10 protein-coding genes are annotated in these 12,943 nt (G+C 59.9%); all 10 read left to right on the top strand.

Features of this window, described 5'->3' with window-relative positions; translation table 11 throughout:
• Positions 1-545: 545 nt before the first annotated feature.
• The 10 genes from AF71_RS30670 to AF71_RS30625 all read left to right on the top strand — a co-directional run bounded on the left by AF71_RS30670 (position 546) and on the right by AF71_RS30625 (position 12,585).
• Positions 546-881: a hypothetical protein gene (locus AF71_RS30670; RefSeq protein WP_018113492.1), complete on the top strand. Its 336-nt coding sequence runs from the start codon at positions 546-548 to the stop codon at positions 879-881.
• A gap of 138 nt (positions 882-1,019) precedes the next feature.
• Entirely contained in the window at positions 1,020-1,226 is a 207-nt protein-coding gene (locus tag AF71_RS30665) for a hypothetical protein (RefSeq protein ID WP_037218028.1), read from the top strand.
• 181 nt (positions 1,227-1,407) lie between these two features.
• Positions 1,408-2,214 carry a pseudouridine synthase gene (locus tag AF71_RS30660; protein ID WP_026372221.1) on the top strand — a complete coding sequence of 269 codons (807 nt, stop codon included), beginning with the start codon at positions 1,408-1,410 and terminating at the stop codon, positions 2,212-2,214.
• A 4-nt stretch (positions 2,215-2,218) separates the two neighbouring features.
• Positions 2,219-2,914, top strand: coding sequence for a phosphoribosyltransferase (locus tag AF71_RS30655; protein WP_169684463.1), 696 nt, complete (start codon positions 2,219-2,221; stop codon positions 2,912-2,914).
• A gap of 98 nt (positions 2,915-3,012) precedes the next feature.
• The gene (locus AF71_RS30650; RefSeq protein WP_018860328.1) at positions 3,013-4,764 is read left to right on the top strand and encodes an SLC13 family permease; all 1,752 of its coding nucleotides are present in this window, start codon (positions 3,013-3,015) and stop codon (positions 4,762-4,764) included.
• A gap of 82 nt (positions 4,765-4,846) precedes the next feature.
• Positions 4,847-5,791, top strand: coding sequence for a phosphoribosylaminoimidazolesuccinocarboxamide synthase (locus tag AF71_RS30645; RefSeq protein ID WP_026372222.1), 945 nt, complete (start codon positions 4,847-4,849; stop codon positions 5,789-5,791).
• A gap of 102 nt (positions 5,792-5,893) precedes the next feature.
• Positions 5,894-6,496 carry a TetR family transcriptional regulator gene (locus tag AF71_RS30640; RefSeq protein ID WP_018860330.1) on the top strand — a complete coding sequence of 201 codons (603 nt, stop codon included), beginning with the start codon at positions 5,894-5,896 and terminating at the stop codon, positions 6,494-6,496.
• 137 nt (positions 6,497-6,633) lie between these two features.
• The gene (locus AF71_RS30635) at positions 6,634-7,854 is read left to right on the top strand and encodes an efflux RND transporter periplasmic adaptor subunit (RefSeq protein ID WP_018860331.1); all 1,221 of its coding nucleotides are present in this window, start codon (positions 6,634-6,636) and stop codon (positions 7,852-7,854) included.
• 44 nt (positions 7,855-7,898) lie between these two features.
• Positions 7,899-11,003 (top strand): efflux RND transporter permease subunit, encoded by a 3,105-nt coding sequence (locus tag AF71_RS30630; RefSeq protein ID WP_018860332.1) that lies wholly within the window; start codon positions 7,899-7,901, stop codon positions 11,001-11,003.
• Positions 11,004-11,160: 157 nt separating this feature from the next.
• Positions 11,161-12,585 carry an efflux transporter outer membrane subunit gene (locus AF71_RS30625; RefSeq protein WP_018860333.1) on the top strand — a complete coding sequence of 475 codons (1,425 nt, stop codon included), beginning with the start codon at positions 11,161-11,163 and terminating at the stop codon, positions 12,583-12,585.
• Positions 12,586-12,943: the final 358 nt, after the last annotated feature.

Here is a 12,943-nt window from a genome sequence, read left to right as displayed (position 1 = left end):
AAGAACCGAAATCTCTTCCGGTCCCGCAAGCTCCGCCGCCCACGTTTCTCTTTCTTCTCATCTTCAATTGTCAAATAACAGACCAGATACCCCGGTCGAATTTCCTCGCCTCAAACCAAAAAGTCCAAGGAACCAATCAGCAACTAAGCCAATCTTAAAAGAAACTTAAGAGCGAAGGACTTCGTCGCCAGCAGCGCCGCCGCCCTCGTTCAGTGAGGGGGCTTATAGATCCTACCCCTTTTCTAAGTCAACAGCGCCAGACAAAGTTTTTTGACATTTTTGTAACAGATTGATTCTCAAGTGGGATTTTCTAGAGACCGCGTTTGGGATCTTGAACGGCCCTCCAACGGGGCTCCAAATTCCTCGATCAGATGGTCGTGTAGTGCCCTATCAGCGAAGTTCTGTTCCTTCCCGCTCGCGCAAAAGCGGCGCTGGAGGGTTGAAACTCCGCGAAACTGGATCATCTGCCCCCTTACGGATCAAATCTCGCGGAACCTATCGCAGCTCTTTCGTGTTCTCGTTCGTGTAAGAAAAAGGAGAAAGACATGGCTGCCACTACCGATGACATCAGAGCATCCGTCAGCAAGGATATCGCCGCACTCCAGCAAGAAGTGTCCCGCCTGCAGAAAATGATCTCGGCGCAGGGCGCAGAGGCTTACTATGAGGTGCGTGACCGGGCAGGCAAGGCTTATGAGGACGCCCTTCCCCGCGCGAAGAGCGCGGTAGCGCAGATCCGGGCAGAAGGTGTGGCTGCCGCAGGCGCCGCCCGCGAGCATCCTGCTGCGACGACGACCGCGTTGGCGCTCGCCGGTGCGATCGGCTTTCTAGCCGGCTATCTCTTGGCCGGCAGTCAAGAGCCACCACGTCATTGGTGGCGCTGATATGGTGACAGCGGAAACGCCCCGCATTCATCGCGAGCCGCAGTGATCCGAAGTTTAGTGCGGCTCGTAATACTTTGGTCTTAGAAAAACCAAGTTTTGCCGTTACTACGGCCGGTAGAATAAGAGGGAGGACTATTCGTGGAGTGCAAGGGAGCCCATTTTATAGTCGAAGTCAGCGTTGATGGCGTCAACGGCCGCAGGGCTGTCGGCATCATGAACACGCGTCAAGCTCTCGAACTGCCCGAGTTGCCTTCCCTGTCCTACACCCATCCGGACCCCGCCAAGGCAGCGGCAGGTGTCGTTATCAGCCGTCAGGAACTCGCCGGTTACATGGCCAGCCACTGAGGCTTTCTGCCCTCTCCCCAAGACGAATTGGATGGCGCGCAAAGCGCCATCTCGCTTTTTGCGCTTTCGTCACGCAGCACTTTGAACCTCTTATTATCCCCGCGTTTTGTCGATGGCTTGCTGGCATCGTGACCCTGTTCATGTCAGAACCTGATCAACGGCAATGACGGGAAGAAACAGTGTGAGGCAGCGGCGCTCACCTCAGAAATCGCGCGAACGCGCCAGACCGAACGGGGAGACATCCGGCAAGCGGGTAACTTTGCCGCGTGCGCTCTCCAAGCTCGGGCACTGTTCGCGCACGCAGGCCGAACGGCTAATCCTGGAAGGTCGCGTGTCGGTCGATGGACGCAAAGTCACCGATATTTCCGCATGGGTAGACCTGGCATTCGCGAAGATCCGCGTCGACGGTACCGAAGTGGTCGCCGAGGCAAAGATCTACCTGATGCTGAACAAGCCGCGCGGGCTGGTCACGACGCGCGATGATCCCGAGGGCCGGCCGACCGTCTACGACTGCCTCAAGGATTTCGAGGCTCCGCACCTCTCGCCGGTCGGAAGGTTGGACAAGGCGAGCGAAGGCTTGCTGCTTTTTACCAACGATACCGTCTTCGCGCAGGCGCTGCTCGATCCGCTCACCCATGTCACCAAGACCTACCATGTCCAGGTCAACCGGATCATGGACATGGAGATGCTGGCCCAGATGACTTATGGGGTCCGCCATGACGGCGAAATTCTGAAGGCGACGTCGGCGACGCTGTTGAGGAGCGGCGACAGGAATGCCTGGATCGAGGTCGAACTCGATGAGGGCCGCAACCGCCAGATCCGCCGCATGCTGGAAGCCCTGGATGTCGAATGCCTCCGTCTCGTGCGCGTTGCGATCGGTGGCCTGGCGCTCGGCGAGCTGCCAAAGGGTGCGGTGCGTGCCTTGACGGATGCGGAACTAAGAGAATTGCGCCAGAGTTCCGGCGTGGAAACGGCAAGATGGAATTGAGTGCATGACGGAATTGGCGGCGCACGAGTTTTGGCAGGAGATCCACAGCCCGGGCACCTTTAGAAGCGACGGCAATGTCTCGGCGTCCTATATCGCCGAACTGGATGATGGGCGGCAGCTTCGCCTGCCTGTACGCGTGTTGGCAGACGGGCAGCATGCGCTGGCCTCCCTGATCATCAACCAGGCAAGCTTCCAGGTTCTCGATGTCCTGGCTCGATCGCTTGCCGAGAAACTGGAGCCTTTCGAGGTGGAAGTTGTTGCCGGCCTACCGACCCTTGGCCTGACGCTCGCAGCCGCCGTGGCGCAGAAGCTGGGGCATACACGATATGTGCCGCTCGGAACGTCCCGAAAGTTCTGGTACCGCGACGACCTGTCCGTGGCGCTCATCTCGATTACCACCCCCACCCAACAGAAACGTCTTTATATAGATCCTCGCATGCTGCCGCTGCTGGAGGGTCGGCGTGTTGCGCTGATCGACGACGTCATTTCCAGTGGCACTTCGATCGTTTCCGGGCTGCAGCTTCTTGCCGGCTGCGGCATTGAGCCTGTTGCGATCGGTGCCGCCATGTTGCAGTCCCGCCGCTGGTGCGAAACGCTCGATGCTGTCGGACCGCAATGGCGGGAAAGAACAGTCGGCGTCTTTTCTACCCCGATGTTGGAGATGACCGAGACCGGCACCTGGCGCCGCCCCGCAGTCTGAATGCACGGTCGCGTGGAGCGCGGATTGCAACATTTCGCTCTATACAGTGCGAGCCGAACCGCTACAGTCTCTTGATGGATTGAGGTTCGGGGCAAACCATGACGTTCGAGCAAGCATCCTTGCTGATCCTCCTGCTTGCGATGCTCATCCTGTTTTCGTTGGAGCGTTTTCGTATCGAAGTGGTCGCGATTGCCGGGCTGCTCGCCGGATATGCCCTCCGCCTCTATTCCGCCGAACAGATCTTCTCCGGTTTTGCAAGCCCGGTGGTCATCACGGTCGTCGAGATCCTGCTCATCGTACAGGTCCTTGCACGGGCGCAGCTTTTTGATCAGCTCGCGGATTTTTTCGTGCGAGCCAAATTTTCGGATATCGCCGTCATCGCGACGTTGTCGGGCGCAACCGGCTTCATCTCGATCTTCATGAACGACATCGGCGCCTTTTCGATCGCTTTGCCGGCGACGCTGCGCGTGAGTGCCCTGCTCGCGATACCCAAACGGCAATTGATTATACCGATCTCCTTTGCCGCGCTCCTGGGCGGCATCGTCTCGCTGATCGGCACGCCCGCGAACATGCTCGTCAGCAACGCCTGGGCAAACGCAAACGGCAGCGGCTTTCGACTTTTCGACTTTGCCTATGTCGGGCTGCCGGTCGCCGTCGTCGGCATCATCATGACCGCGTGGCTTGCACCGCGGTTATTTCCGAAAAAGGATGGAGAGGCGCTCTCCGCTGAGCCGGTTTCACCACCGCGACGCAGGATCACCGAACGACATATCCCACCGGGCTCCTCGCTGATCGGTGCTCGGCTTTCGGACCTGCCGGATCGCTTCTCGCTGCAGCCGCATACGCTCGTGCGTGACGGCAAGTTTGTTTTCGGCACGCCCGACAAATTGGTTGTCGAGGCGGGCGACCTGCTATTGGCCGAAGCAGACGAGACAGTCTTTGATAGGCTTTACTCGTCCGGAACCCTGCTTCCGGAGCGCCACCCGAGCGCAGATTCTGCCGATCTCGATTACGTCGAGGCCGTCGTAATGCCGGAAAGCACGTTGGTCGGCTCGCGGCTACATTCTCTCGAGGTGTTCAGCAGCCGCGATGTTACGATATCGGCACTCTCCATGCGCTCGCCACGGATCGAGGGGCGCTTCGCCGACCTGCAACTGTCGATCGGCGACATTCTGGTCTTGGAGGGCGAGCAAAGGGCGATCGCCGAAGCGCTGGAGGAGTGCGAATGCCTCCCGCTGGCGTCGCAGCCGCCGTCCCGAATGTCCGCATCGTCCTGGCAGCCTTTTGCCATTTTCGCCGCAGGCGTCGCCGCGACGGCCTTCGAACTCGTGACGCCTGATATTGCTTTTGCAGGCGTCGTGCTTGTCCTAGCACTCCTAAATTACCTCAACATTCGCCAGGCGATGGCTGATCTCAACTGGCCGATCATCATCATGCTCGGCGCAATGATCCCGATCGGTTCCGCCGTCGCGACAACTGGCACCGCCCAACTCATCGCGGCGGCGCTGGGTTCCATGGTGTCGCTGGCCGAACCCGCCGTGGGGGTGGCGCTTGTTCTCTTTCTGTCGATGCTCCTGACGCCTTTTGTTAACAACGCGACTGTCGCAATCGTCATGAGCCCCATCGCCGTTGCCTTCGCAGCAGGCGGCCATCACTCTCCATCGGCCTATCTGATCGCCGTCGCCGCGGGCGCCTCGCTGGATTTTCTGACACCCTTCGGCCACCACAACAATACGCTTGCCATGGGGATCGGAAGCTACCGCTTCAGTGACTTTCTGAAGGCCGGCGCGCCTCTGACCGTGCTGAGCTATAGTCTTACCCTACTTCTTATCTATCTCTTCTGGCTTTAGGAGCCGGTTTGCTTGACATCCCCGGCAATGGAACTAGAGCAGGGGAAAAGTTCCCGATCAACGCAGAAGGATGGTCGAGCCCGTGCGAATCCTCTCCGAAGCCCATTTCCCAGAGCTCCCCAATTACTACCGTGGCAAGGTTCGCGAGAACTATGACCTGCCGGATGGGCGCCGCATCATCATCAGCACAGACCGATTGAGTGCTTTCGATCGCATCCTCACCTGCATCCCTTACAAGGGCCAGGTCCTCACGCAGACGGCCCGCTACTGGTTCGAGGCGACGAAGGACATCTGCCCCAACCACGTTCTCGACTATCCCGATCCGAACGTTGTCATCGGCAAGCGTCTCGATATCCTGCCGGTGGAAATCGTCGTTCGCGGTTATCTCGCCGGCACCACGGGGACCTCGATCCTCACTCTTTATAAGAAGGGTGAGCGCGAGATGTACGGCATGCGACTGCCGGACGGCATGCGCGACAACCAGAAACTCCCGACCCCAGTCATCACGCCGACCAGCAAGGAATTCGATGGCGGCCACGACGAACCGTTGACGCCTGCCGAGATCGTCGAGCGCGGGCTCTTGACCAAGGAACAATGGGAAACGCTCTCGCGTTACGCGCTGGCTCTCTTTGCCCGCGGCCAGGAACTTGCGGCCAAGCGCGGGCTCATCCTTGTCGACACCAAATATGAGTTCGGCACGGACGAGAACGGCAACATCATTCTCGCGGACGAAATCCACACACCCGACAGCAGCCGCTACTGGCTTGCCGACAGCTACCAGTCAAGTTTCGAGGCAGGCGCGCGCCCGACAAGCTTCGACAAGGACTTCGTTCGCGCCTGGGTCGCGGAGCGTTGTGATCCTTACAAGGACGAAATCCCGGAAATTCCCGTCGAACTGATCCAGCAGACCTCCGAGGTCTACATCAAGGCCTACGAGAGCATCACGGCGCAACGCTTCGTTCCCGACGACAGCGGCGCGACGCCGGTCGAGCGCGTCCGCAAGAATCTGTCCGTCTACTTCTCTTAAAGTCGCGCCATAGAAAGCCTGCAACATTAGCTTGCAGGCTTTCCGTCCTTAGCGCTAGCATCTGGAAAACTGGGGGCCGGCCTCGTGCCGGCAGGGGAATGGATGGCACGCAGGCCAAGACGTAAGGCCGAAGAGACTCGTGAAGACATTCTGTCCATGGCGGAATTGTTGTTCCGGCAACGCGGCTTTGTCGCCGTTTCGATCGCCGACATTGCTGCCGCGCTTGGAATGTCGCCTGCCAACGTCTTCAAGCATTTCCGCTCGAAAGCTGCCCTCGTCGATGCCATCGCTGAACGCCATCTGGGCGATGTAGCTGACCGCTTCGCGACCTTTGACGATGAGCTACCGCCGAATGAGCGGTTGCTGCGCTTTGTCTTGCGCCTGCTGGACAGCCACCTGCAGGACATTCAGCAGAACCCCTACATCTTTGAAATGGTCCTGATGACGGTGCAGGCCAAGCTCGAGGCCGGCAATCGATATAGGGAGCGCATCGTCCGGAAACTGGATGAAATCATACGAGCAGGTGTCGCCGAAGGTCGCTATCACTGCAGTAGCGCCGCAGATGCCGCCAACACCGTTGCCGATGTCCTGGCGAGTGTCCTGCATCCCGTTCTGATCGCCCGTGATGATAAGGACACACTTGTCCAGCGCGCAAAGCAGATCGTCATTTTCGTGGATGCCGCACTGCAAAATAGCGCTTGCTAAGTGACGATTCATAACTTACGTCACTTCGTAAAGTCTTTCTTAAATTCGGATCAGTGGCATTTGATTCTGGATCGACGATCGGCCTTGCTTGTTGAAGAAGGTCACTGGTTCGGACGCCACCGCACAAGGAATTCATTATGATACGGCGCATTTTCCTCGTTTCCTCCGCCCTCGCGATCGGCGGCGTCCTCGCCGCATGCAGCGACAGCGGCAACAAGCAGGGCGCGGCCGGGGCCGCGGGTGCAGCCGCCGCCCAGCAAGCCGCGCCGGTTGGCGTGATATCCCTGACGAAGGCCACCTTCCCCGTCACCACGATCCTGCCTGGCCGCGCCGAGGCTTCGCAGATCGCCGACATTCGCCCGCAGGTGAGCGGCATCATCCGCGAGATCCCCTTCAAGGAAGGTGGCGAAGTCAAGAAGGGCGACGTCCTCTATCAGATCGAAGACGCACCTTACCTGGCAACCGCTGCACAAGCGCGCGCCGCCATTGCCAAGGCCGAAGCCAGCGTTCCCAGCGCGCAAAGCAATTTCGATCGTTACCAGCGCCTAGTCGGCTCGGGCGCGACGCAGATCGAGCTTGAGACCGCACGCACCAACCTTCTGCAGGCGCAGGCCGAGGTCGAATCCGCGAAGGCAGCGCTGACTGCCGCCGAAATCGATGTCGACCACACGAAGATCACTGCGCCGTTTGACGGCGTTATCGACCAGACGGCATACAACGTCGGCAACGTCGTCGCGGCCAACCAGACGACGGCGCTCACCACCGTGCGCCAGTTGGACCCGGTCTACATTCTATTGACGGAGTCGAGCACCAACCTGCTGCGGCTTCGCGACGCGATCCGCAGCGGCGAGGTCAAGGGCAACGCCGGCAATGCCGCCTTCCGCCTCATCCTCGAAAACGGCAAGGAATATGACCAGAAGGGCACGCTCGACATGTCGAAGTCCGTCGTCAGCGAGACGACCGGGACGTTTATCATCCGCGTGCGCTTCCCGAATCCAGATCACATCATCTTGCCCGGCATGTATGTCCGCGCGACGCTGGAACTCGGCGCGGAGCAAGGCTATGCGCTGCCGCAGCTTGCCACCAGCCGAAATGCAAATGGTGAGCTGACCGCGCAGTTCGTCTCAGCCGACGGCAAGGTCGAAACCCGCATCTTCGAAAACGCATCTCCTTCGAACAACGCCTGGCTTGTGACCGAGGGTATCAAGGACGGCGACCAGCTGATCGTCAGTGGCCTGCAGTCGATTACGGCAGGCATGCCCGTCAAGCCAATGCCGATGAAAATCAATGACAAGGGCATCGTCGTGCCCGCTGATCAGGCCGCATCCGGTGAAGCGCAGAAGCCCGCCGCGAAGTAATTCGCGACGAACCGTGATCAGAGCCGCACAGGAACAGTAAGCCAATGGCCAAGTTTTTCATCCGACGCCCGATCTTTGCTTGGGTCATCGCGATTACGATCATGCTCGCGGGCCTGCTCGCGATCTTTACGCTCTCGATTTCGCAATACCCCGATATCGCGCCGACGACGGTGCGGATCAACGCGACCTATCGCGGAGCGAGTGCCGAAACGGTCGAGAAATCGGTGACGACCATCATCGAAGACGGCATGACCGGCCTCGACGACCTGACTTACATGACCTCGACCTCGTCGACCGGCTCTGCCAGCATCTCGCTGACGTTCGGCACCAGTGCCGACCCCGACATCGCGCAGGTTCAGGTCCAGAACAAGCTCCAGCTCGTGCAGTCCAAGCTGCCGGGCGATGTCATTGACGCTGGCATCAGCGTCACCCGCTCGACGTCGAGCATCCTGCTCGTCGGCTCGCTCGTTTCGACCGACGGCAAGCGCAGTTCCGTCGACCTCGGCAACATCATGTCGACGTCCATCGAAGATCAGATCCAGCGGTTGGAAGGCGTCGGCAGCATCAATATCTTCGGCTCCGGCTACGCCATGCGCGTCTGGCTCGATCCGTACAAGCTGCTGAAGTACCAATTGACGACAGGCGACGTGACCTCCGCAATCGAAGCACAGAACACCCAGGTTTCCGTTGGATCGCTTGGCGCCCAGCCATCAGTTGAAGGCCAGCAGCTCAACGTGACCATTACGGCGCAGAGCCAGCTCACTACCGTTTCCGACTTCGAGCACATCATTCTGAAGGTCGAAAAGGACGGTTCCACCGTGCGCCTCAGCGACGTGGCACGCATCGAGATCGGCCAGGAGAGCTATGGCGGCTCCTCCCGTTACAACGGTCAGCCATCGAGCGGTTTTGCCGTCAACCTCGCCATCGGCGCCAACGCCATCGATACTGCCGCCCGCGTACGCTCTGCCCTCGACACCATCAGCCGCGGCCTGCCGGAAGGCGTGGAAATCACCTATCCGTACGACACAACACCGTTCGTCGAGCTGTCGATCGAGAAGGTCGTGCACACGCTGATTGAAGCCATCGTTCTCGTGTTCATCGTGCTGCTGATCTTCCTGCAGAATCTTCGGGCAACGCTTATTCCGACGATCGCCGTGCCGGTGGTTCTGCTCGGGACCTTTGGCATTCTCGCCATGGCGGGATATTCGATCAACACGCTGACAATGTTTGCCATGGTGCTGGCGATCGGCCTCCTCGTCGACGACGCGATCGTCGTCGTCGAGAACGTCGAACGCATCATGACGGAAGAGAAGCTGTCGCCGCTCGAAGCGACCGAGAAGTCGATGGGCGAAATCACCGGCGCGATCGTTGGTATCGCGCTCGTCCTCACGGCCGTCTTTATTCCAATGGCCTTCTTCGGCGGTTCAACCGGCATCATCTATCGCCAGTTCTCCGTGACGATTGTCTCGGCAATGCTGCTTTCTGCCCTCGTCGCGATCGTGCTGACGCCAGCGCTCTGCGCGACGATGCTAAAGCCTGTAAGCGAGCACAAGAAGCACCGCATCGGTGACTGGTTCAACCGCAACTTCACACGCTCCACCAACGGCTATGTCAGGACCATCAGTTACCTGCTGAAGCGGCCGATCCGCGTCATGCTCGTCTTCCTTCTTATCGGCGTCGGTTGCGCCTATCTCTTCAATCGCCTGCCAAGCTCGTTCCTTCCTCAGGAAGACCAGGGCGTTCTGCTGACCATCGTCACCACCCCTCCGGGTTCGACGACACAGCAGACGCAAGCTGTCGTCGAGAAGGTCGAGAAATACTACCGCGAGAACGAGAAGGATGCCGTCCAGTCCGTCTTCGGCGCGCTTGGTTTCGGCTTCAATGGCTCTGGCCAGAACAGCGCCATCGTTTTCACCAAGCTCAAGGATTTCTCGGAACGCACGGAACCAAACCTGCATGCCCAGGCTGTCGTGACGCGGGCGCTCAAGACCTTCTTCACCTTCCGCGAGGCGCAGGTCTTCGCGCTGCTGCCGCCGGCGATCCAGGGTCTCGGTGTCTCGAGCGGCTTCTCCATGTATCTCGTCGATACCGGCGGTCATGGCACCGATGCGCTGGATGCTGCCTCGAAGCGGCTGATCCAGATGGCCAACACCAGCGGCAAGGTCGTTGCCCTCCGCAGCAACAACAAGGAAGTCGAGCCGCAGATGAAGATCGTCATTGACCAGGAGAAGATCGGCGCGATGGGCGTCGATATTTCCGCGGTCAATTCGATGCTCTCGGTGATCTTTACCGGCCGCGACGTCAACGACTTCACGCTGAACGGCGAGATCAAGCCGGTCTACGTGCAGGGTGATGCGCCATTCCGCATGCAGCCTGACGATCTCGATCATTGGTATGCCCGCAACTCGAGCGGGGAGATGGTGCCCTTCTCCGCCTTCACCCGCACAGAATGGGTCAAGGGCGCCCCGACGCTCGCCCGCTTCAACGCAGTAAGCGCCATCCCGCTCGACGGCGCGTCCCCACCGGGCGTAAGTTCGGGTGACGCGATGAACGAAATGGAAGCTTTGACCGCGCAGCTGGGCGGCGGTTACACCGTCGCCTGGCAAGGTATCTCCTACCAGGAACGTTTGTCGGGTTCGCAAGCACCGATGCTCTACGCGATCTCCGTCCTCGTCGTCTTCCTCTGCCTGGCAGCGCTTTACGAAAGCTGGTCGATCCCGTTCTCCGTCATCATGGCCGTACCGGTCGGCGTCCTCGGGGCCCTCACTGCCGCAACGTTCTTCGGCCAGGCGAACGACGTCTACTTCAAGGTCGGCCTGCTTACGACCATAGGTCTTGCCGCGAAAAACGCGATCCTGATCGTGGAGTTTGCGAAGGACAGAATGGAAACGGGAATGGGACTGCTAGAGGCGACACTTGAGGCAGCGCGCCTGCGCCTACGCCCCATCATCATGACATCGCTTGCCTTCATTCTAGGCGTCGTACCGCTTGCAATCGCAACCGGCGCCGGTTCTGCAGCGCAAAACGCGATCGGCATCGGAGTGCTCGGCGGCATGCTCGCAGCAACGGCTCTCGGCATCTTCTTTGTCCCCTCATTCTTCGTTGTCATCCGCCGGATCTTCTCGCGGACGCAAAAAAATGAAGCGTGAGTGTGATATAAATGCACTGTGAGAAGAGGAGACTCGTTGATACATTGCCGCCGACTGCTTCGGGATGGTGTTTCTCATTTGAGCGAAGCGCGGCCGATAGCGAAGCATGAAGGCTTCTGACAAGAATAGATTTGGTCGAGTTACAGGAAGATTTTTAATGGCATCTTTTCGCTTTGCCTCTCCGGCGCTTCTGCTTTTGCTCGCGGGCTGTGTCAGCGGCCCGGATCATGTTCCTCCGGAGATGCCGCTTCCGTCGAAGTTCAGCGAGGGCGGCGCCAAGAACATAGGCGACGTCTCGACGGCAGCGTGGTGGACGGCTTATCGTGACACCAGGCTGAACGGCCTGGTAGGCGAGGGACTAAACCAGAACCTCTCGGTACAGCAGGCCCTAGAACGCATCAACGCCGCAGCTGGCGGCGTCACCGTGGCCGGCGCCGGTTCGTTGCCGAGCCTGCTGGTCGGTGCCAGCCACACCACGAGCGGCACGATGGGTGAGCGGAGCGTCTCAGGCGGCGCCACCAACATCAGCGCCGGCGAAGCCAACGTCTCCTGGCTACTCGATCTCTTCGGCCAGTATCGCCGCTCCAAGGAAAGCGCACAGGCAAGCCTTGATGCCGCCTATTCCAGCGCCGACGTCGCCAAGCTCACCCTCCTGCAGGATCTGGTGAACTCCTACATCGACCTGCGCTTCTTCCAGGAGCGCCTGGCACTGTCGCGCGCCAACCTGAAGTCGCGCCAGGAAACCTACGAGCTGACCAAGTTCCAGCTCGAAGCCGGCGCCGCCTCACGCCTCGACGTCGTCCAGGCCGAAGGACTGGTGCAGTCGACGCAGGCCGAAATCCCCGGTCTGGAAACCAATATCCGAGTCGCCGCCCACCACATCGCCACGCTGCTCGGCCAGCCGGCCGGCTCACTGCTCGGTGAGCTCCTGAAGGGCGCACCGCAGCCGATCTTCCGCGGCGGCATTGCCTCCGGCGTCCCGGCCGACCTGATCCGCAACCGGCCCGACATTCGCGTCGCCGAGCGGAATCTCGCCGCCGCTACCGCCAATATCGGCGTTGCCATCTCGCAGCTCTACCCGACGATCACCCTGTCGGGTTCGATCTCGCCGAGCTATGTCAAGGTGGCCGGCGTCTCGGGCGGCAGCTTGACCAGCTGGTCCTTCGGCCCGACCCTGACGCTGCCGATCTTCGACGGCGGCCGCCTGCGCGCCAATGTCGACATCGCCAAGTCCGATGCCAAGACGCAGTATCTCGCCTGGAAATCGACGGTGCTAAGCGCTGTCGAAGAGGTCGAGAACGCGCTCTCGGCGGTGCGCCGCGACGCCCAGACTGTGGAAGCGCTGCGCGCCCAGGTGAAGACGACGCAGGAAACCCTGGAACTGTCGACCGCCAGCTATAAGGACGGTGCGTCTTCGCTGCTCGATGTGCTCGATGCGCAGCGCCAGGTGTCGCTGGCCCAGGCAAGTCTTGCTGCAGCCATCCAGCAGATGGCCAAGGACTATGTCGCCCTCAACGTCGCCATCGGCGGCGGCTACAATCCGGGCGCACCGCGGACCACCGCGCCACCAAAGGCAAGCTGAGCATCAAGCCCCGCTTCGGCGGGGCTTATACATTGCGAGGCCGGTGCATCGGTTATGATGCACCGGCCTCGTTTGCGATTGAGGTGATTGCAACACCGCAGTGACGATGCGCAGAGCGGTTGGTCCTAGCGGGCCTGAACTTTCGTTCGTAAAAAAGCAGAACCCTTTGCGCATTTCGAGGCTTCGTCGAACCGTTGAGAGAGCTTCGCGCTCGCGTATAAGGGAGACATCGCCTCATGACCTATACTAGCCGCTTTATCGGCATCGACATATCGAAATCGTCCTTCGACATCTGCGTGCTTCCCGACATGCACTCGGCAAGCTTCTCCAATGATGCTGGTGGCATTGCTAGGTTCAT

It is taken from the genome of Rhizobium sp. 57MFTsu3.2, assembly GCF_012932765.1.
In the GTDB taxonomy this organism is placed as follows: Bacteria; Pseudomonadota; Alphaproteobacteria; order Rhizobiales; family Rhizobiaceae; genus Rhizobium; species Rhizobium altiplani.
Note: the sequence above shows the minus strand (reverse complement) of the source record. Positions and strands in the feature narration are given on the sequence as shown.